Here is a 25,630-nt window from a genome sequence, read left to right as displayed (position 1 = left end):
CATGGTCAGACCCGAGCGCCGCACCCGGGCAGATGTGGTGGCGGCCGTGGCGATCGCCGCCGTCGTCGCCCTCGTCGCCGCGATCGTCTGGTGGACGAGTGACGCCAGAGCCACGATCAGCACGCCTGCCGCGGCGCCGGTGCCCACCCTCACCCCCGCCACCGCCGTACCGGACGCACTGCGCCAACTGTGGACCGCGCCGAGTGCCCGGACCAGCCAGCCGCTCGTCGTCGCCGGCGCGTTGGTCACCGGCGACGGCCGCACCATGCAAGGCCGCGACCCTGCCACCGGTGACAGCCTGTGGAGCTACACCCGCGACCTCGACCTGTGCGGGGTCACCTGGGTCTACAACTATGCGGTGGCCGTCTACCCCGACGTGCGGGGATGCGGGCAGGTCACCGCCGTGGACGCCCGCACCGGGATGCGGGGGCCGACCCGGACCAGCTATGCGGACAAGCACGTGACGCTGTCCGGCGACGGCACCACCGTGCTGTCGGCCGGGGACACCAGGCTGGAGATGTGGCGTTCGGACCTGGTGCGGATGCTCAGCTACGGGGCGCTCGACGCACCGCTCAACCCCGGCAAGCCGGCCTCCTCGCAGTGCCGCTTCACCTCGGCCGCGGCGAGTTCGTCGGCGGTCTCCGTGCTCGAAGCGTGCCCCGACCAACTCGATCTGCGGTTGACGCTGCTTCGCCCGTCGGATGAAGAGGACACCCCCGAGCTCAAGTACGTGCCGCAGAAGGGCGTGGCCGACGGCACCGGTGCGCGCGTGGTCGCGGTGTCAGACACCACGACGGCGTTGTACGTGCCCACGCCGAAGCCTCGACTCGACATCGTCGACGAAACCGGCGCGACCATCGACAGCACCGTGGTCGCTGGCACACCGTCGCCGGACGCGACGATGTCACGCGTCGGAGACCTGATCACGTGGTGGACCGGCGACGCGGTGATGGTGTTCTCCGCCAACGGCTTCCGCTACCGCTACACCGTCGCCGCGTCAGGACCCGACAAGCCGGTGGGGCCGGCGACCGTCATGGCGGGCCGCCTGCTCGTGCCGGTGACCACCGGCTATGACGTCTTCGATCCGGTGAGCGGCGCGGGTGAGCGCCACATCGCGTTGCAGCGGCCACCGGTCAGCGGGCCGGTGGTGCCGGCGGTCGCGGGATCGGTGCTGGTGGAGCAGAGGGGCGACGAGATCGTCGCCCTGTCGGGGTAGGGCCCTGCCGACTAGAGCTCCGGGGTGAACGTCGCGAGCGATTTGCCGTTCTTCCAGTGCTTGAGCAGCGACTCGGCGAACTCCCGGTAGGCCATCGCGCCCTTGTTCTTGCGACCCGTCAGCACCGACGACCCCGATGCGCTGGCCTCGGCGAAGCGCACGGTGCGTGGGATCGGCGGCGCAAGCACCGGCAACCCGTAGCGGTCGGCGACGTCGAACAGTACGTCACGGCTGTGGGTGGTCCGGGAGTCGTAAAGCGTGGGCAGCGCGCCCAGCAGCTTCAGGTCCGCGTTCGTGATCTGCTGCACGTCGTTGATGGTGCGCAGGAACTGGCCCACGCCGCGGTGCGCCAGCGTCTCGCACTGCAGCGGCACCACGACCTCGTCGGCCGCGGTGAGGCCGTTGAGCGTCAGCACCCCCAGCGACGGCGGGCAGTCGATGATCACCACATCGAAGCGGTCCGTCAGCTTGGCCAGCGCCCGCTTGAGGGCGTACTCGCGACCGGCACGCATCAACAGCATGGCCTCCGCGCCGGCGAGGTCGATGTTGGCCGGCAGCAGCGTCATCCCCTCCGCGGTGTCGACCAGCGCGGCATCGGGCTCGACGTCGCCGAGGAGCACCTCGTGCACCGAGACCGCGAGTTTGTCGGGATCCTGTCCCAGCGAGAACGTCAGACAGCCCTGCGGATCGAGGTCGACGAGCAGCACTCGCTTGCCCATCTCGACCATCGCCGCGCCCAGCGACGCCACCGTCGTCGTCTTGGCGACCCCACCCTTTTGATTGGCGATCGCCAATACCCGCGTCACAGCACCCATCTTGGCACGGCCTGCCCCGATCGCGCCGTTCGGTGGTACCGCTCGTGCGGCACACATCCGACCGTGCGGCAGAATCGGACACGTGGCTCTTCTGCAACACCGGCTGATCCTGCTTCGCCACGGCGAGACCGAATGGTCGAAATCCGGTAAGCACACCGGGCGGACGGAACTCGAGCTCACCGAGCACGGGCGCGCGCAAGCCGCGGCCGCCGCCGAGACCGTCACCCAGCTGCGCCTGCAGAACCCCGTGGTGATCAGCAGCCCCCGGGTGCGCGCCCGCACCACCGCCGAGCTCGCGGGGCTGCACGTCGACGAGGTCGACGAGCTGATCCGGGAGTGGGACTACGGCGATTACGAGGGCACCACGACAGAGGAGATCCGCAAGGCGGTGCCGAACTGGTTGGTGTGGACGCACGGCTGCCCCGGCGGCGAGACCACGGCCGCGGTCTGCGAGCGCGCCGACCGGGCGATCGCGGTGGCGCTCGAGCACATGGAGACTCGCGACGTCGTGTTCGTGGGCCACGGTCATTTCTCCCGCGCGGTGATCACCCGCTGGATCGAACAGCCCGTCTATGAAGGCATCCGCTTCGCGATGCCGGCCGTGTCGATCGCGGTGTGCGGCTTCGAGCACGGGGTGCGTCAGCTCACCTCGCTCGGCCTGACCGGCCGCCCCGATCCGGCCGTGTCCACGTGACCCGTGAGCCGACGTTCGTCCTCGCCGGACCCGACGAGGTGGTGGTGGCCGACGGCGTACACACCGCCTTTCCCCGGATCGCCGACGCACGGGCCGCGCTCGCGTCGCACAGCGCGCCGATCATCGTCGGGGCGTTGCCGTTCGATCTGAGCCAGCCGGCGGCGCTGATGCGGCCTCAAACGATCCGCTTCTCCCCCGATCTGCCCGCGTGGCCACTGCGCGAACTCCCGCCGGCGCGCATCACCGCGACCACGCCCGACGCCGAGGAGCACCGCCGCCGTGTCGCGGTCGCCGTCGCGCGCCTCGCCGATCCGGCGACGGCGCTGCACAAGGTGGTGCTCGCGCGGGCGTTGACCGTCAGCGCTGAGGGACCGCTGGACGCACGGACGCTGCTGCACCGGCTCACCGGCAACGACGCGCAGGCCGTCAAATACCTCGTCGACCTGTCCGCGGCGGGCGAGGGTCACTCCGGCACGGCGCTGATCGGGGCGAGCCCCGAACTGCTGGTGGCGCGCCGCGGCCAGCAGGTGATGTGCCGGCCCTTCGCGGGCTCGGCACCCCGACTCGCCGATCCCGACGCCGACGCGGAAAGCGGTGCAGCATTGGCGAATTCGACCAAGAACCGGCATGAGCACCAGCTCGTGGTCGAAGCGTTGCGTGACGCGCTCGACCCGCTGTGCACCGACCTGCAGATCGCCGAGCGGCCGCAGTTGGCCAAGACCGCCGCGGTGTGGCATCTCTACACCCCGATCACCGGCCTGTTGCGCGAGACGGCGACCACGGCGCTGGATTTGGCGATCGCCCTGCATCCCACCCCGGCCGTCGGCGGCTCCCCGACCGCTGCGGCGACGGAACTGATCACCGAACTCGAAGGCGATCGCGGCTTCTACGCGGGTGCCGTGGGCTGGTGTGATCAGCGTGGCGACGGCCGCTGGGTGGTGTCCATCCGCTGCGCGCAGCTGTCCGCCGACCGCCGCTCGGCGGTGGCTCATTCCGGTGGCGGCATCGTCGCCGAGTCCGATCCCGACGACGAGTTGGCAGAGACCACAACGAAATTCAAGACCATACTGGCGGCGTTGGGAGTGCGCGATGAGTGAGGTGATCCGGGCGGTGCGACCGGGCGACGAGACCGAGCTGACCGCGATGATCCATGAGCTGGCCGACTTCGAACGTGCGTCAGCCGAGTGCACCGTCACCGAAACCCAGCTCCGGAGCGCCCTTTTCGGCGACGACCCGGTGGTCTACGGCCTGCTGGCCGAGGTCGACGGCCAGGCCGCCGGCGGCGCGCTGTGGTTTCGCAACTTCTCCACCTGGGACGGCGTGGCCGGCGTCTACCTCGAAGACCTGTTCGTCCGTCCGGCATTTCGGCGACGAGGGTTGGCGCGCCGATTGCTCTCGGCCTTGGCGCGCGAATGCGTCGACCACGGCTACACCCGTCTCACCTGGGCGGTGCTGGACTGGAACTCCAACGCCATCGCCCTCTACGACGCGGTGGGCGGGCGTCCGCAGAGCGAGTGGATCACCTATCGGGTGTCGGGCCCCGAACTGTCGGCGCTGGCATCCGAATCCGATTGAGTGAACCAGGCCAGACCAGCTGGGCTGAACAACAGCGCCAGCACGGCGATCGACGCGGCCGCCACCGCTATCGCATAGCCGAGTTGGCCGGAGCTGAACACATACCAGGCCACGCCCAACAGGACGAGGTTGGCGAACACCGCGATGCCGCGTCCCCACCGCCGCCCGGTCACCAGCGCCCAGCCCGCGGCCACGACGGCCGACCCCATGATCGCGAACCACACGGCGGTGCCGTAGCCACTGATCGCGTCCTCGTGGTGTCCGGCGGCCTCCCGCACGACGAGCACGACGGCCGCCACCAAGGCGAGCGCGCCCTGCAGACCCGCGATCCCGCCGGCGACGCGCACCGGTGCCGGCGTCACCGCGCGAGCCGGTCCGCCAGATAGCGGACCGCCATCTCGTAGCCGAGCGGACCGGCACCGGCGATCACCATGTCGGCCACCGCCGACACATGGGAGTGGTGCCGGAACTGTTCACGCGCATGGATGTTGCTCAAATGCACCTCGGCCACCGGCAATCCGACCGATCGCAACGCGTCGGCGATCGCGATCGAGGTGTGGCTGTAGGCCGCCGGGTTGATCACGATCGCCACGCAGTCGTCGCGGGCCGCCTGGATGGCGTCGACGAGTTCGCCCTCGTGGTTGCTCTGCACCGCACGCACCTTCAGGTCGTGGTCGGCGGCCACCTCGCTGACTCTCGCCTCGATCTGGGCGAGAGTGGTCGTCCCGTACACCTCGGGCTGCCGGGTCCCGAGCAGATTCAGGTTCGGCCCGTTGAGCAGGAGCAGTCGACGTGCGGTCACGCAGGTACGGTACCGCCACCGGCGGGGCCGCCGACTCACAGCGCGCAGCGCGTTCACAGCCGACCGTTAGGCTCACCCCTCGTGCGTGCCGTGCTGATCGTGAACCCGAATGCGACGTCGACGACGCCGGCGGGCCGCGACCTGCTGGCGCACGCCTTGGAGAGCCGGACCACGCTGTCCGTCGCACACACCGACCACCGCGGACACGCGATCGAGATCGCCGCGGAAGCGGCCCGCGACGGCGTCGACGTGGTGATCGTGCACGGCGGCGACGGCACGGTCAACGAGGTCGTCAACGGGATCCTCGGCGAGCTGGGGCCCACCAATCGCGGCCCCGCGGTCGGCGTCGTCCCCGGCGGTTCGGCCAATGTGTTCGCCCGCGCCCTGGGCATCAGCCCCGACCCGCTGGAGGCCACGAACCAACTCGTCGATCTGCTCTCGGAGTATCGGCGCACCCGCAGGTGGCGACGCATCGGCCTGATGGACTGCGGGGAACGCTGGGGGGTGTTCACCGCCGGCATGGGCGTCGACGGAGCCGTGGTGGCGGCGGTCGAGGAGCAGCGCGCGAAAGGCCGCAAGGTCACCGCGGGGCGCTACATCCGGGTGGCGATCAGGGAGGTGCTGGCCAGTACGCGGGAGGAGCCGACGCTCACCGTGCATCTGCCCGACCGCGAACCTGTCACCGGCGTGCACTTCGCATTCGTGTCGAACTCCAGTCCGTGGACCTACGCCAACGCCCGCCCGGTGTGGACGAATCCGGACACCACGTTCGAGACCGGGCTCGGCGTGTTCGCGACGACCAGCATGAACGTGTGGGCCAATCTGCGTCTGGTCCGGCAGATGCTCTCCCGCAAGCCGCGGCTGACCGCCAAGCATCTGGTGCGCGACGACGACCTGCCCAGCCTCACGATCACCAGTGACGGGCCGGTCGCCTGTCAGATCGACGGTGATTTCGTCGGAACGCGCGACGACATGACGTTCACGTCGGTTCCGAACGCACTCGCGGTGGTCGCGCCGCCGCCGGCTCCCCGTTCCTGACGGGTTCTGACCTGCGCCGGAGCCGACTGGGAGACACCTCACAGGGGCGATCGAGGGCGCAGGTGGGTTAAGAGTAGTACAACGGAATGGAGGGCCGGAAAACGGCCTGCTGTAGTGAGATAGCCCACGTGTTAACGAACTGCTATTGACATCTGTTCAGCCTGTGAAAGCATCGGATGCAACAGCGCAGAAACATTTGGAGCGCTTGCGTTAACAGCCGAAGGAAAAGCTCGTGCGCTTCGCTGCGCACACGATAAGGAGTAGAACACATGGATTGGCGCCACAAGGCGGTCTGTCGCGACGAGGATCCGGAACTGTTCTTCCCGGTGGGGAACAGCGGCCCGGCCCTCGCCCAGATCGCTGACGCGAAGCTCGTGTGCAACCGGTGCCCCGTCACCGCGGAGTGCCTGAGCTGGGCTTTGGACTCCGGCCAGGACGCCGGCGTCTGGGGTGGCATGAGCGAGGACGAGCGCCGCGCGCTCAAGCGTCGCAACGCTCGCACGAAGGCTCGCTCCGGCGTCTGATCTCCGACGCGCACTTCTGCCGACGGCCCCGACGAAAGTAGGGGCCGTCGCTGTGTGAGCTGAATTACATGCCAGCTATCCGTAATGCGAACGCGAAGAATGGCAGCTTCAGCCACTATCTGAACCGTCGCAATTAGTCAGAATTGACTCGTGCGGGCTCGACGGCCGATCGGCACTCTCAGCACCACATCGGTTCCGCCGTCCGGTACGTCGTGCATGCCGAGCGAACCGTCGAGCTCGGCCGACACCAGGGTCCGCACGATCTGCAACCCGAGACGGTCGGATTTCTCGAGACTGAAGCCCGCGGGCAGTCCGCGACCGTCATCATGGACGACGACGTCGAGCCAGCGCGCCGACCGCTCCGACCGGATCGTCACGCAACCCGTTGCCGTCGTGCTATCGAAGGCGTGCTCGATGGCGTTCTGCACCAGCTCGGTGATCACCATGATCAGCGCGGTCGCGCGGTCGGCGTCGAGAACCCCCAGGTCCCCTTCCCGGTTGATCCGGATCGGCGAATCGACGGTGGCGACGTCGTTCATGATCGGCAGGATGCGATCGATGACCTGGTCGAGGTTGACCTCTTCGTCGACCGACATCGACAGCGCATCGTGCACCAGGGCGATGGACGATACGCGGCGAACCGATTCGATGAGCGCCTCGCGCCCCTCGGCATTGGTGGTGCGACGCGCCTGCAACCGCAGCAGGGCGGCCACGGTCTGCAAATTGTTCTTCACCCGGTGGTGGATCTCCCGGATCGTGGCGTCCTTCGACAGCAGCGCCCGGTCGCGGCGTTTGACCTCGGTGACGTCGCGGATCAGCACCGCCGCCCCCACCGCTTCGCCGTGGGCCAGCAGCGGCAGCGTACGCAGCAGGACGGCCGCCCCGCCGGCGTCGACCTCCATCCGCATGCTGGACCCGCCGGCCAGCGAATCCCGCACGTGGTTGGCCAGTTCCTGGGCGTCGAAAGGATCCGAGATCAGCGGCCGGGTCACCGTGACGAGGTTGTGTCCCTCGAGTTCGGCCGTCAACCCCATGCGGTGGTAGGCGGAGATCGCGTTCGGACTGGCGAACGTGACGATCCCGGCCTTGTCGAGCCGGATGAAGCCGTCACCGACGCGGGGACTCGACCGCGACATCGCGAGGTCACCCACGTTGGGGAAGGTGCCCTCCGACAGCATCAGCAACAGATCGGCGGCACAGTCGACGTAGGCGGCTTCCAGCGGGCTCGCCTGCCGTGGGGCCAGCGATGTCTGATGGGTCAGGACGGCGACGACGTGGGAGCCGTGACGGACCGGCACGGCCTCGACGTTCAGGCCGGGCGCACCGTCGGTGCCCTCGATCGTGGAGCGTCCGATGGCGCCGGAATCGAAAGCTGTCGCGATGATCGGGACGGTCGTGGTCTCGGCGATGGTGCCGACGGCGTCGGCCAGCAGCACCGTCGGTGCGGTGTTGGGCCGGACCTGGGCCACGCACACCACGCGGCCGTCGTCGCGCCGCACCCACATCAAGAAGTCGGCGAACGACAGGTCGGCCAGCAGTTGCCATTCACCGACGACGGCGTGCAGGTGATCGACGGCGTTGCCGGGCAGGACCGTGTGCTCGGCGAGCAGGTCACCGAGGGTGGACATGGACCTACCGGTGTTGTCGTCGCTGGGCTAGCTGATGACGGCGATGAGATCGCCGGCCTGGATCACGTCGCCGACGGAAACGCTGACCTTGCTGATCGTGCCGGCGACCTCGGCGAGCACCGGGATCTCCATCTTCATCGACTCGAGCAGTACCAACGTGTCGCCTTCACCGATCTGATCGCCCTCGCTGACCACGACCTCGAGCACACTGGCCACGATTTCGGCGCGAACGTCCTCGGCCATCTTCAACCCCACTCATCCACCGGCGTCTTGTCCGGTCTATCGAACCACACCCCTGCTGGATCTGAACTGTGGACAGAGCATCAACCGGCCCGTGAGACAATAGCTGCAATCAGTCGAGAAATTCGGAGGTGGATGATGGCCAAGCGTGGCCGCAAGAAGCGCGATCGTAAGCACAGCAAGGCCAACCACGGCAAGCGACCCAACTGCGGGTCGAAGTCAGTGCGCTGACCGCCTGAGCAACGACGAACCGCCCGGACTTCCCTTCGGAAGCCGGGCGGTTCGTCGTTCTCGGTGCACGTTGCTGGGGTGAGCCCCCGATCAGCCGCCGCGGATGATCGTGGTCTGGCTGATCTGGATGCGCAGCCGCTCCCGCAGGCTCTCCGGGGCACGTTCACCGCTGCATTTGGTGGCGATCAAGTTCTTGACCCGTTCCTCGATGCCGTAGTGGCGAAGGCAGGTCGGGCACTCTTCCAAGTGGTGGCGCAGCCGGTCGCGGGTCTCGACGGTGCACTCACCATCGAGCAGCGTCCACACCTCGGCGATCACCGCAGCGCATTCGGGGTGCTCGGGGTCGACCGGACCGATGGGCGGGCTCCAGCGTTCCTCGTCGGAACCGCTCTGCATGCCGGTCATGACGTGACCTCCTGGGTTGCGTCGGCCTGCTGGCCGCGGATGAAGCCGCGGTCGCGGGCCACATCGGCCAACAACTCGCGCAATTGGCGCCTGCCGCGGTGTAGCCGCGACATCACTGTCCCTATCGGCGTTTCCATGATCTCGGCGATCTCCTTGTAGGGGAAACCCTCGACGTCGGCGTAGTAGACGGCCATCCGGAACTCTTCGGGCAGCGCCTGCAGGGCTTCCTTGATCTCGTTGTCGGGCAGCGCCTCGAGCGCCTCCACCTCGGCCGACCGCAGCCCCGTCGAGGAATGCTCGGCGTTGGCCGCCAGCTGCCAGTCGGTGATCTCCTCGGTCGGATATTCCGAGGGCTGACGCTGCTTCTTGCGGTAGCTGTTGATGTAGGTGTTGGTCAGGATGCGGTAGAGCCACGCTTTGAGGTTGGTGCCCGCTCGGAAGGAGCGGAACCCGGCGTAGGCCTTGACCATGGTTTCCTGCAGCAGATCCTCGGCGTCGGCGGGATTGCGCGTCATGCGCAGCGCGCCGCCGTAGAGCTGATCGAGCAGCGGAATGGCGTCTCGTTCGAAACGAGCGGTCAGCTCTGCGTCGGTCTCCTCCGACGCGGGTTTCGTGTCTGGATCGAGGGTGGCCTCAACGGCCGACCCGTCGGTGTCAGTCATTCTCAGGAACACCGTCCCTTCTGTTGCGGCACCAGCGAGGCGGTCCGGTGGACGCACCAGACGCAACGGGGCCTCTGCGGCCAACGTTGGCACCATGTATCCCCTTCTGTCGATCCTAAAGGTCATGACTGACGGCTTCTCTTCTGCTGCCCCGGACACCAGCACAGCTGATGGTGACAACAGCGGCGGCGGCACAGCTGTTCCCCGCCGTACTCTGTTGCGGTGGTCCGCGCAGCGACACCGGCGATCGCAGCCCTGGTGGCGGCCGGCGTGCCGCACACGGTGCTGACGTACCGGCACGATCCCCGCTCGGAAGCTTTCGGCGACGAGGCGGTCGCGGAGCTGGCCGGTGACGGGGTGGTGGCCGAGCAGATCTTCAAGACGCTGGTCGTGGCGCTGCCGAAAGGCCTGGGTGTCGCGGTGCTGCCGGTTCCGCACAAACTGTCGCTCAAGTCGGCTGCCGCAGCGCTGGGGGCCGCCAAGGCGACGATGGCCGAGCCGGGCGCCGCGCAGCGTTCCACCGGCTACGTCGTGGGCGGGATCAGCCCGCTGGGACAGCGCAAGCCGTTGCCGACGGTGGTGGACTCTTCGGCGCTGCGGTGGGACCGGGTGCTGTGCAGCGCCGGCAAGCGGGGTCTGGACGTCGCGTTGGACCCGCGGGATCTGGTGCGACTGACGAACGCGGTCACCGCCGAGATCACCGCACTCTAGGGTGAAGCCCATGTCACTCGCGGGAAAAACGATGTTCATCTCCGGAGCCAGCCGCGGTATCGGTCTGGCGATCGCCAAACGGGTCGCGGCCGACGGCGCCAACATCGCGCTGGTCGCCAAGACCGCTGAGCCTCATCCGAAGTTGCCGGGCACCATCTACACCGCGGCCAAGGAGATCGAGGAGGTCGGCGGCCAGGCGTTGCCGATCGTCGGGGATGTGCGTGACGGGGATTCGGTGGCGGCGGCGGTGGCGGCCGCGGTCGAGCAGTTCGGCGGGATCGACATCTGTGTCAACAACGCCTCGGCCATCAATCTCGGCTCGATCGAAGACGTCCCGCTCAAGCGCTTCGACCTGATGAACGGCATCCAGGTGCGGGGCACCTACGCGGTGTCGCAGGCCTGCATCCCGCACATGAAGGGCCGGGAGAACCCGCACATCCTGACGTTGTCGCCGCCGGTGCTGTTGGAGCCCAAGTGGCTCACGCCGACGCCGTACATGATGGCGAAGTTCGGAATGACGTTGTGCGCGTTGGGTATCGCCGAAGAGATGCGTGAGGCGGGTATCGCGTCGAACACCCTGTGGCCACGCACCATGGTGGCGACCGCCGCGGTGCAGAACTTGCTCGGCGGCGAGGAATCCATGAAGCGCTCCCGCAAGCCGGAGGTGTACTCCGACGCGGCATACGCGGTGCTCACCAAGCCGTCGAGCTACACAGGCAACACCCTGCTGTGTGAGGACGTGCTCCTCGAATCGGGCGTCACCGATCTGTCGGTGTACGACTGTGTGCCGGGATCCGATCTCGGCGTGGACTTCTGGGTCGACGCGGCCAACCCGCCCGGCTACACCCAACCCTGACGTTCCACGCCGCGAAAGTGCACTCCCGGTAGCGAATTTTCGTTGGCACTACCGGGAATGCACTTTCGCGACTCAGGCGACCCGCGTCGGGCGGCCGAAGCGTGCGTGCACACCCGGTGAGTACAGCGGCCGCAGCGGTGGCCCGGTGCCGACCACACCGGCCGCAGCCACCAATTCGTCTGCCAGACCTTCGATCTCAGCGGAGTGCAACGGCCACGTCGCGTGCTCGTTGGGCAGCCACCAGGTGCGGCCCGCCTTGCGGGTGTGCGCACCCCACCGCGCGGTCAGCCACGCCTCCAGCGGTGTCGGCTCGATCGGCGGTCCGACGCGCACGATCACCTGGCAGCCCAGCCCCCGCTGCGGCCAGCGCCGGACACTGCGATAGCGGAGGCTCTCGCCGTCGCGGTCCACTCGCATCTTCGCCCAGGTGTAGGGGATGGCCAGCGCCGCACGGCTCGCTGCGACTGCTGCCAACCGTTCGGTCTCCAATGATCGGAACAGCACGCCGTGCCGTCCCGCGTCGTCGACGGAGTAGAGCCGGACGTTGGTCTCGGCGAACGTGCCGAAGTACGGCAGCCGCAGCGCGCTGCCCAGTCGCAGATTCCGCATCACGAACGGCACCAGGCCCACGTACGTCACGCCGTCGATGACGTCGGGCCGCGCGCCGGGCGGGAAGAATCGGGCGACGGTGCCGGGATCGACGGGCCAGTGGAGGAATGTCAGGTCGGCCCAGAACTGATCGAAGGTGACCGGCCGCGGCAGCGGTGGCGCCTCGCGTAGGAACCCGCTCATCGGCTCATCGTGGCACGCTGATCGACATGTCCTCGTCGATCTGGGCCAGCGGGCGTTATGACGCCGTCGGCGACCGTATTGCGCACATCGCTTCTCGCGTGGTCGACGCCGCCGGGCGCCGAGTCCCGTTGCCGCGCGCCAGGGTCGTCGATCTCGCCTGCGGCACCGGCAGCGCTGCACGAGCCGCAGCTGCCCTGGGAGCCCACGTCACCGGCATCGACGTCACCGGTGAGCTGATCGACCTCGCCGCGCAGCGGGCACCCGACATCACGTGGACGGTCGCCGACGCCGCCGACACCGGGCTCCCTGCAGCGTCCTTCGACGTCGCAGTGTCCAACATGGGCATCATCTTCGTCGACCCGGACCGGCAGGTCGCCGAGATCATGCGACTCCTCAAACCGTCTGGTGTGCTGGCATTTTCGGCGTGGGTGCGACGCGGAAGCAATCCGTTGTTCGACCCGATCGTCGAGGTCCTGGGCCCACCCCCGCCGGCGCCCCACACCCCCGACCAGTGGGGCGACGAGCGCATCGTCGCGCAGCGGCTCGCGCAGTTCGACGACGTCGAGTTCGACCACGGCGAACACCGATGGGGGTTCGCGTCGGTCGCCGACGGGCTGCAGTGGCTGCAGACCGGCTCACCGATGCACGTCGCGACCTTCGACCGCGCCGGCGCCGCACGGCGGGACCTCGCCGACGCCTTCACCCGGGCGCTGCAGCAGCACGCCGCACCGTCGGGTGCCGTCACGGTCACGTCCCCCTACGTCGTGGTCACCGCCACCTATCGCGCCTCGTAGAGGATGCCGCGGCCGATCGCCTCCCGGACGACGGGCATCGCGGCGTCGGCCAGCGCGTCGGCGTCGACACCGTGGTGGGCGGCGAGCAGCTCGACCAGCATGCCCAGCGGCACCTCGCCCCGGCATCCCGCGAACAACGCCCGCGACACCTCGTCGACACCGATGACCGCTCCCGGCCCGCCGGGGCGGCGGACCGCGGCGCCGACGGTCTGCCAGCCCTCGGGCCCCGGCAGGGACTGCTCCTCGAGGAACACCGGCGCAGTGGTCAGCCGGGTGGCGAGGAGCTGGTCGTCGCTGACGCGGTGCAGATACTCACGACGGGCGAAGAATGCCTCGACCTCGGGTCCGGTCAGCTGCTCGTCGGCGCCGGTGATCTCCTCGAAGATCTGCTCGGGTGCCCGGTTCTCGCCGTGGCGCGGTGCGCGCACCACGACCATCCCCATGCCGACCCCGGCGATGCCTTCGGCGTCGAACCAGTCCAGCCAGCGCCCACCGCGCCGGGCCGCGTCTTCGGGCAGCTCGCCGGCGTCGGAGGTCCACAGCGAGACGTAGCTGATCGGATCGGCGAACTCGCGCTGTACCACCCACGCGTGCAGCCCGCTGCCGTCGAGCCACGCGCGGAGCCGCTCGCGCCAGTCCTGCCCGTCACGGATGATCCAGTTCGCCATGATCTGCGCGGTGCCACCCGGTTCCAGATACTCACCGACCTCCCGAATCATGCTCTCGCACAACGCGTCTCCGACCATCCCGGAGTCGCGGTAGATGTAGTCGAGGTCCCCTACGCCGACCACGAACGGCGGGTTCGACACGATCAGGTCGAAGCGCTCCCCCGCCACCGGCTCGAAGAGACTGCCGGCCCGCAGATCCCAGGACATCCCGTTGAGCCGGGCCGTCGCCGCAGCCAACGCCAGGGCGCGGTCGTTGGTGTCGGTGGCGACGACCTCGTCGCAATGCCCGGCCAGGTGTAGCGCCTGGATCCCGCAACCCGTCCCGACATCCAGCGCACGGCCGACGGGGGAACGAATCACCGCGTGCGCCAACGAGATCGATGCACCGCCGATGCCGAGAACGTGGTCGTGTCGGACTGGGCCGGGTCGCAGCGCCGCATCCTGATCGGAGACGACGAGGAAGTCGCGCGCCCCGTCGCTGTGCGGCCGGATGTCGAGGACAGCAGTGACGGTGTCCGCGCCGGTGGACTGCACGACGCCCGCAGCGATCAGCGTATCGACACCGGTGCGGGGGAACGCCTGACCGACGCGGTCGCGGGACTCCTCGGCGCCCAGCAGGAACAGCCGCACCAGCGTCGCCAACGACTCCGTGCCCGCAGCGCAGCGCTCGGTGGCGCGTAGCGCCGACCACCACAGCCCCCTGCTGAACGCACCGCCGGCGTCGGCGCCGAGCAGCTCCCCCACCCCGTCGGTGGTGTACTGCGCGGCCGCCAGATCTGCGGCCAGGGTGTCGAGGACCGCCGGATCGGACAGCGGACGGCTGCTCACAGCAGAGTGCCCTGCTCGGCCTGTGGTTCCACCGGCTCGATCAACTCGGGCCCGTTGTTGCGCACGCTGTTGACCAGCCGCGATACCTCGCGGATGGCGATGCGGTCCAGATCGCCGTGGCCGCGCAGCAGCCCCTCGTCCATCGGGGCGTCCGGGTCGAGCCAGTGGTCCCAATCGCCGGCGCTGATCGTCAACGGCATGCGGTCGTGGATCTCGGCGAGCGGACCCGCGGCGTCGGTGGTGATGATCGTGCAGCTCAGCAGCGGAGGGGCGTCCTTCGGCGCGACTTTCGGCCGCCACGACGACCACAGCCCGGCCATGAACAGCGGCTCACCATCGGTCGCATGCATGAAGAACGGTGTCTTCGCGCCCTTCTGGCCCTGCCACTCGTACCAGCCGTCCATCGGCACCAGGCAGCGCTTGGCCTTGGCGGAGCTGCGGAACGCCGGCGAGCTGGTGACCTTGTCGGAGCGCGCGTTGATCAGCAGCGGGCCCTTGGTCTCGGGGGCACCGGTGTCGGTGGCCTTGACCCATGGCGGCACCAGGCCCCAGCGCATGAGCCGCACCCGGCGCGTGGACTCGTCGTCGGGATCGGTGTGCCGCTTCACGACGGTGGCAACCGTCGTCGTCGGGGCCACGTTGTAGTTGGGGGACGGCGCGTCCTTCATCTCCGAGGTGGCCTCGTCGATCGCCTTGATCTTCTCGGCCAGCAGCGCCGGATCGGTGGTCACCGCGAATCGCCCGCACATGATCCCCATGGTGGCAGAAACCGGTGACAGGACAGGATGGACCACAATGAACGCTGTGAGCACCTGGCCGGCCCCGTCGACGCAGACCCCTGTCCATGCCACCGTGACGGTGCCCGGCTCGAAGTCGCAGACCAACCGGGCGCTGGTGCTGGCGGCCCTCGCCGCGGCAAACGGCCCATCGACCGTCTCCGGGGCGTTGCGTAGCCGCGACACCGACCTGATGATCGCCGCACTGCAGGCGCTGGGGCTCCAGGTCGACGCGTCGGCCACAGACGACACCACGCTGACGATCAGCGGCGGACTGACGCCGCGGCCGGGCACCCGCATCGACTGCGGGTTGGCCGGCACGGTGCTGCGGTTCCTGCCGCCGGTCGCGGCGCTCAGCTCGGAATCGGTGACGTTCGACGGTGACGAACAGGCGCGCGCCCGGCCGATCGCACCGCTGCTCGACGGGTTGCGCGGACTCGGCGTCGGGATCGAGGGCGACGGTCTGCCGTTCGAGGTGCGCGGCGCAGGAGCAGTACGCGGAGGCACCGTCGGGATCGACGCGTCGGGCTCGTCGCAGTTCGTCTCCGGGCTCCTGCTCTCGGGCGCGGCCTTCGACGAGGGCCTCGAGATCGTGCACACCGGCGCCGAGGTGCCGTCCGCGCCACACATCGCGATGACCGTCGCGATGCTGCGGGAGGCCGGTGTCACCGTCGACGACGCCACCGCCAATCGGTGGCGGGTCTCTAAAGGTCCGATTGCGGCCCGCGACTGGGCGATCGAGCCGGACCTGTCCAACTCGGTGCCGTTCCTGGCGGCCGCGGTGGTCAGCGGCGGCGCCGTCCGGGTGACCGGGTGGCCGGACGTCAGCGTCCAGCCGGCTCAGACGATCCTGTCGATCCTCAAAGGGTTCGGCGCGGTCGTCCGCCGCGGCGACTCCTACCTGGAGGTGCAGGGCACCGCGACCTTCGGCGGCGTCGACGTCGACCTGCGCGCCGTCGGCGAACTGGCGCCGTCGGTGGCGGCGATGGCCGCGCTGGCCACCCCGGGATCGGTGAGCCATCTGCGCGGTATCGCGCATCTGCGCGGGCACGAGACGGACCGGTTGGCTGCGCTGAGCACCGAGATCAACCGGATCGGCGGACAGTGCGAGGAGACCGAGGACGGGCTGACGATCACCGCGCGGGTGATGCACGGCGGCGTGTGGCATTCCTACGCCGACCACCGGATGGCCACCGCCGGCGCGATCATCGGCCTGCGAGTGCCCGGGGTGGAGGTGGAGAACATCGGCACCACGGCCAAGACGCTGCCGGAGTTTCCTCAGCTGTGGGCCGACATGCTGGCCGGCCAGACCGACACCACGGTCGGCCTTTGACCCGACGCGAGTACGACGAGTCCGACGTCCGGGTGCGGCCCGGTCGAGGCTCGCGGCCGCGAACGAAGACCCGGCCCGAGCATGCCGACGCGCGGTCGGCCATGGTCGTCACCGTCGACCGGGGCCGCTGGGGTTGTGTACTCGACGGTGACCCCGCCCACCGTGTGACCGCGATGCGGGCGCGCGAACTCGGCCGCACCCCGATCGTCGTCGGCGACGACGTCGACGTGGTCGGTGACCTGTCCGGCCGCACGGACACCCTGGCGCGCATCGTGCGGCGGGCCGAGCGCAGGACGGTGTTGCGCCGCACGGCCGACGACACGGACCCGACGGAGCGGGTGGTGGTCGCCAACGCCGGCCAACTGTTGATCGTGGTGGCGCTGGCCGATCCGCCGCCGCGCACGGGGCTCGTCGAGCGGGCACTTATCGCGGCCTACGTCGGGGGCCTGACGCCGATCCTCTGCCTGACCAAGACCGACCTCGCCGCGCCCGAACCGTTCGCTGCGCAGTTCGCGGGGCTGGACGTGACGATCGCGACGGCGGGTCGGGCCGACCCGCTCGAGGCGGTGCAGGCACTGTTGACCGACAAGGTCACGGTGCTGTTGGGCCATTCCGGGGTCGGCAAGTCGACGCTGGTGAATCGCCTTGTGCCCGAGGCGGATCGGGCTACGGGCGCCGTAACCGACATCGGCCGGGGGCGGCACACGTCCACGCAGTCGGTGGCCCTGCCACTGGCCGCCGGCGGCTGGGTGATCGACACGCCGGGGATTCGGTCGTTCGGGCTGGCGCACATCGCCCCCGACGACGTGGTGATGGCGTTCTCGGATCTCGCCGACGCGATCGAGGACTGTCCCCGCGGCTGCGGACACATGGGGCCGCCGGCCGATCCCGAGTGCGCACTGGACGGCCTCGAGGGTCCGGCGGCCGACCGGGTGGCAGCGGCTCGCCGCCTCCTCGCAGTCCTCGGGTGAACTCTGTCCGGCGAGCGCGCGCGTCTGCTCAGCGACGCGCCGGCGCAGGCGTACATCGAGCGCGCGCTCGCCGCTGATCGAGGGGAGAATCTGACCACCCGCCGACGATCTCGCAGCGGTGTTTGCCTGCCCCGTCCACCGGGCACGCTGCCCCGCGAAGGAGGAAGCACAGTGACACACGTACCCACCATCAAGCTCAACAGCGGCGCGGAAATCCCTCAGCTGGGATTCGGCGTCTACCAGATCCCGCCCGAGGACACCGCTGACGCAGTCAAGACCGCGCTGGACATCGGTTACCGCCACATCGACACCGCGGAGATGTACCAGAACGAGAAGGGCGTCGGCGAAGGCATCCGCAATGCCGGCGTCGACCGCGGCGAGGTGTTCGTCACCAGCAAGCTGAACAACGGATTCCACAAGCCCGACGATGCGCGCCGGGCGTTCGACAAGACGCTGTCCGAACTCGGCTTCGACTACGTCGACCTGTTCCTGATCCACTGGCCCCTACCGACGCTGTACGACGGCGACTACGTCTCGACGTGGAAGACGTTGGAGGAGTTCGCGAAGGACGGCCGTGCCCGCAGCATCGGCGTGTCCAACCTCCAGATCGAGCACCTCGAACGGCTCGCCAAGGAAAGTGACACCGTCCCGGCCGTCAACCAGATCGAGGTGCACCCTTACTTCACCAACGAGAAGGTGCGCGGCTACGGCGTAGAGCACGGCATCGCGACCGAGGCCTGGTCCCCGATCGCTCAGGGCAAGGTGCTCGACGACCCGGTGATCAAGCAGATCGCCGACAAGGTCGGCAAGTCCACGGCCCAGGTGACGCTGCGCTGGCACATCCAACGCGGCGACATCGTGTTCCCGAAGTCGGTGACCGAGCAGCGCATCAAGGACAACTTCGAGCTGTTCGACTTCGAGCTCAGCAGCGACGATCTGGATGCGATCTCGGCGCTCGACAAGGGTGAGGACGGCCGCACCGGCCCCAACCCGGACACGTTCGACTACGTCCCGTAGAACCGCGAGCAGACACGAACTCGAGCTGCGCCGCGGCGTGTCAGCTCGAGTTCGTGTCTGGTCAGCAGGAGATCAGGCGGCCAATTCCCGCTGTTGCAGGACGGCGGCCTTGCGCGCCCTCCGGCGGGCGCGGGCCGCGGCGATCGCGGACTTCAACCCACGCCGCTCGGCCGGCGCCAGATCGACGAACATCCGCTCGCTGCGCGTCTCCGGCGCATCGTCTGCGGTGTCACTCAGGAACCGGTCGGGCAGAGACAGTTTCGCGATGGTGCGCCACGACTTGCCGTACTGCACCAGGAACGAGCCCGTCGTGTACGGCAGGTCGTACTTGTCGCAGATCTCGCGGACCCGAAGCGACATCTCGTAGTACCGGTTGCTCGGCAGATCCGGGAACAGGTGGTGCTCGATCTGATGGCACAGGTTGCCGCTCATGAAGCGCAGCACGGGGCCGTTCTTGAAGTTGGCACTGCCCAGCATCTGACGCAGGTACCACTCACCGCGGGTCTCACCCACCATGTCGGTCTTCGTGAACTTCTCTGCGCCATCGGGGAAATGACCGCAGAAGATCACAGCGTTGGCCCACACGTTGCGGATGACGTTGGCCATCGCGTTGGCCTTCAGCGTGGACGTGAACGATGCCCTGGGAGACAGCGAGGTCAGCGCGGGCCACAGCGCATAGTCCTTGGCGACCTGGTGGCCCGCCTTGATACCGAACTCCTTGACGCGCACCATCGTGGCCCGGCGATCGTCGCGGCCCTTGAAGATCTTGCCCAGCTCGAGATGCTGCAGCCCCACACCCCACTCGAAGGCCACACACAGCAAGGTGTTGAAGAACAGGTTGGCGAGGTTCATCGGCGTCCAGCGCTGATCGCGGGTGACGCGGATGACGCCGTAGCCCACGTCGTCGTCCATGCCGAGGATGTTCGTGTACTTGTGGTGCATGAAGTTGTGGGTGAAGCGCCAGTGCTTGGAGGCGCCGCTCATGTCCCACTCCCACGACGAGGAGTGGATCTCGGGATCGTTCATCCAATCCCACTGGCCGTGCATGACGTTGTGGCCGATCTCCATGTTCTCGACGATCTTGGCCACGCCCAGGGTCGTCGCGCCGGCCCACCAGTAAGCGCGCTTGGAGCTGCCGGCCAACATCAGCCGACCGGCGACCTCGAGGCCGCGCTGGAACGCGATGGTGCGGCGGATGTAGCGCGCGTCGCGCGCCCCGCGGGAGTCTTCGATGTCCTGCCTGATCGCGTCGAGTTCACGCGTGAGGCCTTCGATGTCCGCGTCCGACAGATGTGCGAACTCCGGTACGTCGGTGACTGCCATGGGTTCCAACCCTCCTCTCGCATACCTACGCTAGCGTAACCTACGAATGCGTAGGTTACTAGCCGGTAAAGCTCATACGTCCAGTGTGCAGTCACCCGACGCCGCCGAGACGCAGGTCTGCACTCGACTGCCGGGTTCGTGCTCGACGCCTGTTCTCAAATCCTTCACATGCCCGTCGAGCAGGCCCACGACACATGACTGGCAGATGCCCATTCGGCACCCGAACGGCATCTGGATGCCGGCCGCCTCACCGGCGTCCATCAGCGAGGTCGCACCGTCGACGACGACTTCCTTGTCGGCGCGGGCGAACGTGACGGTGCCGCCGCTGCCGTGTCCGCCTCGCGCGACCGCGAATCGCTCGAGGTGCAGCCGGTCGGGGATTCCGGCGGCGACCCATGTGCGCTCCGCCGCTTCGAGCATCGCCTCCGGCCCGCACGCCCAGGTCTGCCGCGCCCGCCAGTCGGGCACGACCTCGCCCAGGCGGGCGAGGTCCAGCCGGCCCTGGCTGCGGGTGGTCCGCAACACGAGCTCGTAGCCCTGGTGGCGGTAGGCCATCGCGGACAGTTCCTCGGCGAACATCACGTCGGACTCGGTCGGTGCGGAGTGCACGTGCACCACGTTACCGAGTTGGCCGCGGCGACTCAGGGTGCGCAGCATCGCGATCACCGGGGTGATGCCCGAGCCGGCCGTGAGGAACAGCACCGACGCCGGAGCCGGGTCCGGCATGACGAAATTGCCTTGCGGCGCAGCCAGTCTCACGATGGTGCCGGGTTCGACGCCACCGACAAGGTGGCTGGAGAGGAATCCCTCGGGCATCGCCTTGACGGTGATCGTGATGGTTCGCGAACCCTTGCTGGTGACGGGACTGCTGGTCAACGAGTAGGACCGCCACCGCCACCGACCGTCGACCAGCAGGCCGATGCCGATGTACTGACCGGCCTCGTAGTCGAACGAGAAGCCCCATCCCGGCTTGATGACGAGGGTGGCCGAGTCGACGGTCTCCCGTCGCACCTCCAGCACGCGGCCGCGCAGTTCCCGCGCCGACCACAGCGGATTGGCCAGCTTGAGGTAGTCGTCGGGCAGCAACGGCGTGGTGATGCGGCCGGCGACGGTGCGCAAGAGATGCAGCCCGGGCCGCTCGTGTGCTCCCGCGACGGTCGGCCGCACGGTGTCGGCGACATTGGCCGTCGATTTGATCGTTGTCTTGGCCATCGGAACTCCTGCCGAGTCGCTGTTGCTCGACCTACGGTACCGTAACTTACGGAACCGTAGCCAGTCCATCACAGCAGCTCGAGCAGGAAGGGCAGCTCCTGCGCCGCGTACCAGGCCAAATCGTGGTCCTGTGCGTCTCCCACCGTCAGCTCGGCATCCTCATCGCCGAGATCCGCCTCGTCGACAGCCGAAACAGCCGCCGACACCGCGGACTCTGCGGCGGCGTTGTCGACGTACGCCGCGATCACCTTCCCCAGCGCGATCTCACCCGCCACGCGCACCACGGCATCGTCGAGGTCCGGCCGCAGGGTGACCTCGTCGGCGTCGACTTCGAGCACCGCCCGCCGGCTCGGCAACGTGGTCTCCCCCTCGTCGCCGAGCAACCGCAGCGACGCCAGCGCGGCATCGCGCAGCGCGACGTCGGCCAGTTCCTCTTCGTCGCCTTCGGCATAGGCCTCCCGCAGCGTGGGAGTCACCGCGAACGCGGTGCCGTTGACGGGACGCAGGGTTCCGTCGGCCACCAGCCTCTGCAGCATGGTCAGGGTCGCGGGAACGAAGACGCGCACTCCGCCGAGCGTAGTGGCCGCAGCAGCCTCAGGTGCTCGACGGCGCGGCTGACTCGCGTCCGTTCGTCGCGTCGCCGTCGGTGGAGCGGTTCGGATCCGGTTCGACGGAGATGATGAAGTCGTCACCGTGCTTGGTGACGCCGGCGACCACCGCGCTGTCGACCACCTCGGCGGCATATGCACGACGAAGGATCTTCGGGTCCCGGCGCAGATCCTTCAGTAGGGCCACCGCCATCGCCACCATCACCAGCAGGAACGGCAGCGCCGCGATGATCGTGATCGTCTGCAGACCGTTGAGGGCGTCTTCGCCGCCCACCAGCAGCATCACCGCAGCCACCGCACCGGTCGCCACACCCCAGAAGATCACGGTGCCCCGGCTGGGGTGAATGGTGCCCTTCTGCGACAGCGAGCCCATCACGATCGACGCGGCGTCGGCGCCGGAGACGAAGAAGATCGCGACCAGGATCATCACCACGATGCTGGCGATGATCGCGATCGGATACTGGTCCAGCAGCGTGAACAACTGCTCCTCGACACCGCCCTGCCCCGCGAGGTCGGTTCCGTTCTGCTGCACGTTGATCGCCGCACCACCGAAGATCGCGAACCAGACCAGGGACACCACGCTCGGCACCACCAGCACCCCCGCCACGAACTGACGGATGGTGCGGCCCCGCGAGATTCGCGCGATGAACATGCCGACGAACGGCGTCCACGAGACCCACCAGGCCCAGTAGAAGATCGTCCACGACTGCAGCCAGGTGTCCACCGCGCCACCCTCGGCGCCGGTGCGCGCCGACATCATGTTCAGGTCGGCGAAGTAGCTCCCCAGCGAGGTCGGCAGCAGGTTGAGAATGAAAACCGTTGGGCCGACGACGAAGACGAAGACGGCCAGCAGCACGGCCAGCACCATGTTGATGTTCGACAGCCACTGGATGCCGCGCGACACCCCCGACACCGCCGACAACACGAAGCACACGGTGAGCACGCTGATGATGACGATCAGAATCGCGTTGCCGGTCTCCCCGATTCCGGCGACGATCTGCAGGCCGCTGCGAATCTGCAAGGCGCCCAACCCCAGTGAGGCTGCCGACCCGAACAGCGTGGCGAAGATCGCCAGCATGTCGATGACCTTGCCCCACGACCCGTTGGCCCGGCTCCCGAGCAGCGGCTCGAACGCCGAACTGATCAGCTGCAGACGGCCTTTGCGGTAGACGCCGTAGGCGATGGCCAGGCCGACGACGGCATAGATCGCCCACGGGTGCAGCGTCCAGTGGAACAGCGTGGTGGCCATCGCGTGCTGCACGGCCTCGGGATTGCCCTCGGCACCGGTTCCGGGGGGCGGTGTGACGAAGTGCGTGAGCGGCTCTGCGACGCCGAAGAACATCAGGCCGATACCCATGCCGGCGCTGAACATCATTGCCACCCAGGAGATGCCGTTGAACTCCGGCGGCTCGTCATCGCGGCCCAGCGGGATGGTGCCGTAGCGTCCGAGCGCGAGATAGAGAACGAAGACGACGAAGCCGGTGCTGGTCAGCACGAACAGCCATCCGGTCTTGTCCATCACCCAGGTCAGCGCGGTCTGGGCGACGCCGGCCAGCGAGTCGGTGCTGACGAAGCCCCACGACAGGAACGCCAGCGCAATGACAGCAGTGACACCGAACACGGCCCAGTCGACGCCGCGGGAGCGGGTGAGGTGTCCTTCTTCGACGGGCACATCGAGCACCGGGTGAGCGATCGGGATGGGACCGGTGTCCGTGGAATCCTTGCCGCCCGCCACGCCCGTCGTCAGTTCGTCTTCTGAAGTCGACATCTCAGACATTCGACTCCGACTCGGAGCAGTCGTCAAATCCCGTCCCCGGTCACCGGCCGGCTATCGGGCGGCTTCGGTCAGTTCGTCGAGCGCCTCACGCATCAGATCGGGCAGCATGTCGACGTCGCTCATCGCGTCCCGGTCGGCGTTGATGCCGAAGTACAACGTCCCGTTGTAGGACGTGACGCCGATCGCCAGCGCCTGGTTGTGCAGTAGCGGGGGTACCGCATACGTCTCGAGGAGCTTGGCCCCGGCGATGTACATCTGCTTCTGCGCGCCGGGGGCGTTGGTGATCAGCAGGTTGAACTGTCGGGCCGAGAAGCTGGTGGCCACCCGGATGCCCATCGCGTGCAGGGTCGGCGGCGCGAAACCCGACAGTGTGATGATGCTGCGGGCGTCGACCAGCGCGCCCGCCGTGGGGTGCGATTCGGTGGCATGCGCGATCTGGGACAACCGGACGACGGCATTCCCTTCGCCGACGGGCAGGTCGATCAGGAACGGCGCGACGTCGCCGATGGGTTGCCCGGGGCCCGACGAGTCGCTCTCGGTCTCGGGGTAGACCGACATCGGGGCCATGGCACGCACGGTGGTGGTCGCGGTGACGGGTTCCCCGCGCGAAAGCAGCCAGTTGCGCAGCGCCCCGGCGACGACGGCGAGCACCACGTCGTTGATGTCGCAGTCGTAGCGCGCCCGCACCATCCGGAACTCGTCGAGGTCGGCAGAGGCGACCGAGAATCGCCGGTTGCGGGACACCGTGGTGTTCAGCGGGCTGCTCGGCGCGGTGCCGCGGGCGACGATGCGGGCGGCGTCGGCTGCTCGCCGGCCCAGCTCGACGAGCTGGCCGGTGTTGGTGACCGCCTCGGTCAGCGCCGACCGCACCGCGGCCGCCTGCTGAGTGGGCCGGGCGATCCATTCACCGAGCGCGCCGAGCAGCAGTTGGCGGTCCGACGGTTCACGTCCCGGAATCCAGATGTCCTCGTCGAACTCGGGCTGCTTCTGCGTGCGGTCGGCGATCACATGGCCGATCTCCAGCGCCGTCATACCGTTCACCAGGGCCTGGTGTGACTTCGTGTAGATCGCCAGCCGGTTCTTCGCCAACCCCTCGACCAGGTACATCTCCCACAGCGGCCGGGACTTGTCGAGGGGCCGGGAGCCGAGTCGGGCGACCAGCTCGTGCAGTTGCGCATCGCTGCCCGGGGACGGCAGCGCCGAGCGCCGGATGTGGTAGGTGATGTCGAAGTCGCGGTCGTCGATCCACACCGGCCGGGCGAGCCCGAAGCTGACCTCGCGAACCTTCTGCCGGTACCGGGGAATCTGGGGCAGGCGCTGTTCCACGGTCGCCAGCAGCGTCTCGTAGCTCAGGCCGTTGCGCGGTTTGCGGATGATCTGCAGTGACCCGACGTACATCGGGGTGGCCGAGTTCTCCAGCCGGAAGAACGACGAGTCGGACGACGACAACCTGGTCACCACTGCCGCGTCGCCCCCTCACTGTGCATTCGAGACGCCTCACGGTAACGGCATGGGTGCCGGTGGCGCATAACGGGTGCACAGAGGGGTCGGCCGGCCGTGTCATCATCGACAGGTCTGCGACTCTCCAGCAGACGCGCCATCCTCGCCGACTGCTGGAGAACCGTCATGACCTCAACGTCCCTATCCTCGCCCACCTGGGTCACCTCACCGGTGATCGACTGCGAACCCGCCCCGGCACCGGTGGGCCAGCCGTGCCCCACCCCGTCGGCGTCGTCTCTGCACCGGGTCCGTGACGGGGCCCGCCCGCACCGGCCCGCCCCGCGGGAAGCGCCGCCCCCGAAGTCGGCCGTGATGTTCGCCGAGGCCGCCCTGCTGCAGACGATCGAGGTGATCGACCGACGCCGGCCCGTGGCGCAACTGCGGCCGCTGATGACGCCGGCACTGATCGACCGCGTCCTGACACGGGCCCGCGCTCCGCGTACGGGCAGCGCGACGCTGCACCGGGTCCGGGTGCGTGCCGTGCACAGCGGCCCCGGTGAGCCGACGGCGGCGGAGGTGTTCGCCTCGTTCAGCCGGTCCGGCCGCGTCCATGCGATCGCCGCGCGCATCGAGCGCCACGGCGACGCGTGGCGGATGGTGGCGCTGCAGATCGGCTAGGCGGACGATCCGACCC

The 25,630-nt window shown here is 68.6% G+C and carries 29 protein-coding genes; 14 read left to right on the top strand and 15 right to left on the bottom strand.

The features are described from left to right. Window position 1 precedes the first annotated feature (1 nt). A complete protein-coding gene (locus ACXYX3_RS07115) occupies window positions 2–1,216 on the top strand; it encodes an Rv3212 family protein (protein WP_458610976.1) in 1,215 nt (404 codons plus the stop codon). An 11-nt stretch (window positions 1,217–1,227) separates the two neighbouring features. Here ACXYX3_RS07115 and ACXYX3_RS07110 read toward each other — a convergent pair whose 3' ends face one another. Next, complete coding sequence (locus ACXYX3_RS07110) at window positions 1,228–2,031, bottom strand: ParA family protein (protein ID WP_458610974.1); 804 nt, start codon at window positions 2,029–2,031, stop codon at window positions 1,228–1,230. 82 nt (window positions 2,032–2,113) lie between these two features. On the opposite strand from ACXYX3_RS07110, the gene ACXYX3_RS07105 reads away from it, so the two are divergent. From ACXYX3_RS07105 to ACXYX3_RS07095, 3 genes are read left to right on the top strand one after another with little or no spacing between them, the layout of a single operon-like run. Beyond that, on the top strand, window positions 2,114–2,725 hold the full coding sequence (locus ACXYX3_RS07105) for an acid phosphatase (RefSeq protein ID WP_458610972.1): 612 nt from the start codon (window positions 2,114–2,116) through the stop codon (window positions 2,723–2,725). Beyond that, a complete protein-coding gene (locus tag ACXYX3_RS07100; protein ID WP_241202859.1) occupies window positions 2,722–3,822 on the top strand; it encodes an isochorismate synthase in 1,101 nt (366 codons plus the stop codon). Before ACXYX3_RS07105 ends, ACXYX3_RS07100 begins: the two co-directional genes overlap by 4 nt. Next, entirely contained in the window at window positions 3,815–4,300 is a 486-nt protein-coding gene (locus ACXYX3_RS07095) for a GNAT family N-acetyltransferase (protein ID WP_241202860.1), read from the top strand. Before ACXYX3_RS07100 ends, ACXYX3_RS07095 begins: the two co-directional genes overlap by 8 nt. Here ACXYX3_RS07095 and ACXYX3_RS07090 read toward each other — a convergent pair. Further along, a complete protein-coding gene (locus tag ACXYX3_RS07090) occupies window positions 4,249–4,662 on the bottom strand; it encodes a hypothetical protein (protein WP_458610969.1) in 414 nt (137 codons plus the stop codon). The genes ACXYX3_RS07095 and ACXYX3_RS07090 overlap by 52 nt on opposite strands. After that, window positions 4,659–5,102, bottom strand: coding sequence for a type II 3-dehydroquinate dehydratase (gene aroQ, locus ACXYX3_RS07085; protein ID WP_458610967.1), 444 nt, complete (start codon window positions 5,100–5,102; stop codon window positions 4,659–4,661). The genes ACXYX3_RS07090 and aroQ overlap by 4 nt, the downstream gene beginning before the upstream one ends. Window positions 5,103–5,183: 81 nt before the next feature. Here aroQ and ACXYX3_RS07080 point away from each other — a divergent pair, with 81 nt between their 5' ends. Together ACXYX3_RS07080 and whiB1 are read left to right on the top strand one after the other, a co-directional pair. Next, on the top strand, window positions 5,184–6,140 hold the full coding sequence (locus tag ACXYX3_RS07080) for a diacylglycerol/lipid kinase family protein (protein WP_458610965.1): 957 nt from the start codon (window positions 5,184–5,186) through the stop codon (window positions 6,138–6,140). Between the two features lie 269 nt (window positions 6,141–6,409). Next, on the top strand, window positions 6,410–6,664 hold the full coding sequence (whiB1, locus tag ACXYX3_RS07075; protein ID WP_046364816.1) for a transcriptional regulator WhiB1: 255 nt from the start codon (window positions 6,410–6,412) through the stop codon (window positions 6,662–6,664). A gap of 137 nt (window positions 6,665–6,801) precedes the next feature. Here whiB1 and ACXYX3_RS07070 read toward each other — a convergent pair whose 3' ends face one another. Both ACXYX3_RS07070 and ACXYX3_RS07065 read right to left on the bottom strand, forming a co-directional pair. Then, entirely contained in the window at window positions 6,802–8,292 is a 1,491-nt protein-coding gene (locus ACXYX3_RS07070; RefSeq protein WP_458610963.1) for a sensor histidine kinase, read from the bottom strand. A 27-nt stretch (window positions 8,293–8,319) separates the two neighbouring features. Further along, entirely contained in the window at window positions 8,320–8,535 is a 216-nt protein-coding gene (locus ACXYX3_RS07065; RefSeq protein WP_090281687.1) for a biotin/lipoyl-binding carrier protein, read from the bottom strand. A gap of 135 nt (window positions 8,536–8,670) precedes the next feature. On the opposite strand from ACXYX3_RS07065, the gene ACXYX3_RS07060 reads away from it, so the two are divergent. After that, the gene (locus ACXYX3_RS07060) at window positions 8,671–8,763 is read left to right on the top strand and encodes a 50S ribosomal protein bL37 (RefSeq protein ID WP_104863173.1); all 93 of its coding nucleotides are present in this window, start codon (window positions 8,671–8,673) and stop codon (window positions 8,761–8,763) included. 90 nt (window positions 8,764–8,853) lie between these two features. Here the strand turns inward: ACXYX3_RS07060 and rsrA are convergent, their stop codons facing one another. Together rsrA and ACXYX3_RS07050 are read right to left on the bottom strand one after the other, a co-directional pair. Then, entirely contained in the window at window positions 8,854–9,159 is a 306-nt protein-coding gene (rsrA, locus tag ACXYX3_RS07055; protein WP_458612005.1) for a mycothiol system anti-sigma-R factor, read from the bottom strand. Window positions 9,160–9,164: 5 nt separating this feature from the next. Continuing rightward, window positions 9,165–9,830: a sigma-70 family RNA polymerase sigma factor gene (locus ACXYX3_RS07050; RefSeq protein WP_241202866.1), complete on the bottom strand. Its 666-nt coding sequence runs from the start codon at window positions 9,828–9,830 to the stop codon at window positions 9,165–9,167. 222 nt (window positions 9,831–10,052) lie between these two features. Here ACXYX3_RS07050 and ACXYX3_RS07045 point away from each other — a divergent pair, with 222 nt between their 5' ends. Together ACXYX3_RS07045 and ACXYX3_RS07040 are read left to right on the top strand one after the other, a co-directional pair. Then, the gene (locus ACXYX3_RS07045) at window positions 10,053–10,541 is read left to right on the top strand and encodes an aminoacyl-tRNA deacylase (RefSeq protein WP_458610960.1); all 489 of its coding nucleotides are present in this window, start codon (window positions 10,053–10,055) and stop codon (window positions 10,539–10,541) included. 10 nt (window positions 10,542–10,551) lie between these two features. Then, window positions 10,552–11,397, top strand: coding sequence for an SDR family oxidoreductase (locus tag ACXYX3_RS07040; protein WP_458610958.1), 846 nt, complete (start codon window positions 10,552–10,554; stop codon window positions 11,395–11,397). 72 nt (window positions 11,398–11,469) lie between these two features. Here the strand turns inward: ACXYX3_RS07040 and ACXYX3_RS07035 are convergent, their stop codons facing one another. Continuing rightward, a complete protein-coding gene (locus ACXYX3_RS07035; RefSeq protein WP_458610956.1) occupies window positions 11,470–12,189 on the bottom strand; it encodes a YqjF family protein in 720 nt (239 codons plus the stop codon). A 26-nt stretch (window positions 12,190–12,215) separates the two neighbouring features. On the opposite strand from ACXYX3_RS07035, the gene ACXYX3_RS07030 reads away from it, so the two are divergent. Beyond that, window positions 12,216–12,983 (top strand): class I SAM-dependent methyltransferase, encoded by a 768-nt coding sequence (locus ACXYX3_RS07030; protein WP_458610954.1) that lies wholly within the window; start codon window positions 12,216–12,218, stop codon window positions 12,981–12,983. On the opposite strand, the gene ACXYX3_RS07025 is transcribed toward ACXYX3_RS07030, so the two are convergent. Next, the gene (locus ACXYX3_RS07025) at window positions 12,968–14,479 is read right to left on the bottom strand and encodes a DUF7782 domain-containing protein (RefSeq protein WP_458610952.1); all 1,512 of its coding nucleotides are present in this window, start codon (window positions 14,477–14,479) and stop codon (window positions 12,968–12,970) included. The two genes, ACXYX3_RS07030 and ACXYX3_RS07025, sit on opposite strands and share 16 nt — an antisense overlap. Next, window positions 14,476–15,228, bottom strand: a complete 753-nt coding sequence (locus ACXYX3_RS07020; protein WP_458610950.1) for an SOS response-associated peptidase — start codon at window positions 15,226–15,228, stop codon at window positions 14,476–14,478. Before ACXYX3_RS07020 ends, ACXYX3_RS07025 begins: the two co-directional genes overlap by 4 nt. 46 nt (window positions 15,229–15,274) lie before the next feature. Here ACXYX3_RS07020 and aroA point away from each other — a divergent pair, with 46 nt between their 5' ends. The 3 genes from aroA to ACXYX3_RS07005 all read left to right on the top strand — a co-directional run bounded on the left by aroA (window position 15,275) and on the right by ACXYX3_RS07005 (window position 18,576). After that, window positions 15,275–16,588, top strand: a complete 1,314-nt coding sequence (gene aroA, locus ACXYX3_RS07015) for a 3-phosphoshikimate 1-carboxyvinyltransferase (RefSeq protein WP_458610948.1) — start codon at window positions 15,275–15,277, stop codon at window positions 16,586–16,588. Continuing rightward, window positions 16,585–17,559 carry a ribosome small subunit-dependent GTPase A gene (gene rsgA, locus ACXYX3_RS07010; protein ID WP_458610946.1) on the top strand — a complete coding sequence of 325 codons (975 nt, stop codon included), beginning with the start codon at window positions 16,585–16,587 and terminating at the stop codon, window positions 17,557–17,559. The genes aroA and rsgA overlap by 4 nt, the downstream gene beginning before the upstream one ends. Before the next feature lie 171 nt (window positions 17,560–17,730). Then, window positions 17,731–18,576, top strand: coding sequence for an aldo/keto reductase (locus ACXYX3_RS07005; RefSeq protein ID WP_458610944.1), 846 nt, complete (start codon window positions 17,731–17,733; stop codon window positions 18,574–18,576). Between the two features lie 72 nt (window positions 18,577–18,648). Here the strand turns inward: ACXYX3_RS07005 and ACXYX3_RS07000 are convergent, their stop codons facing one another. The 5 genes from ACXYX3_RS07000 to ACXYX3_RS06980 all read right to left on the bottom strand — a co-directional run bounded on the left by ACXYX3_RS07000 (window position 18,649) and on the right by ACXYX3_RS06980 (window position 24,957). Beyond that, complete coding sequence (locus ACXYX3_RS07000) at window positions 18,649–19,899, bottom strand: fatty acid desaturase family protein (RefSeq protein WP_458610942.1); 1,251 nt, start codon at window positions 19,897–19,899, stop codon at window positions 18,649–18,651. 72 nt (window positions 19,900–19,971) lie between these two features. After that, window positions 19,972–21,111 (bottom strand): ferredoxin reductase, encoded by a 1,140-nt coding sequence (locus ACXYX3_RS06995; RefSeq protein WP_458610940.1) that lies wholly within the window; start codon window positions 21,109–21,111, stop codon window positions 19,972–19,974. A gap of 68 nt (window positions 21,112–21,179) precedes the next feature. Next, window positions 21,180–21,647, bottom strand: coding sequence for a DUF6912 family protein (locus ACXYX3_RS06990; RefSeq protein WP_458612004.1), 468 nt, complete (start codon window positions 21,645–21,647; stop codon window positions 21,180–21,182). A 58-nt stretch (window positions 21,648–21,705) separates the two neighbouring features. After that, window positions 21,706–23,487, bottom strand: a complete 1,782-nt coding sequence (locus tag ACXYX3_RS06985; RefSeq protein WP_241202877.1) for a BCCT family transporter — start codon at window positions 23,485–23,487, stop codon at window positions 21,706–21,708. A gap of 60 nt (window positions 23,488–23,547) precedes the next feature. Continuing rightward, on the bottom strand, window positions 23,548–24,957 hold the full coding sequence (locus tag ACXYX3_RS06980; protein WP_241202878.1) for a WS/DGAT/MGAT family O-acyltransferase: 1,410 nt from the start codon (window positions 24,955–24,957) through the stop codon (window positions 23,548–23,550). A 165-nt stretch (window positions 24,958–25,122) separates the two neighbouring features. Here ACXYX3_RS06980 and ACXYX3_RS06975 point away from each other — a divergent pair, with 165 nt between their 5' ends. After that, window positions 25,123–25,614, top strand: coding sequence for an Rv3235 family protein (locus ACXYX3_RS06975; RefSeq protein ID WP_458610938.1), 492 nt, complete (start codon window positions 25,123–25,125; stop codon window positions 25,612–25,614). The last annotated feature ends 16 nt before the right edge of the window (window positions 25,615–25,630 follow it).

The sequence above is a fragment of the Mycobacterium sp. Panama NTM2 genome (genome assembly GCF_054355555.1).
The sequence above is the reverse complement of the archived record's forward strand: the minus strand, read 5'-3'. Positions and strand labels throughout refer to the sequence as shown.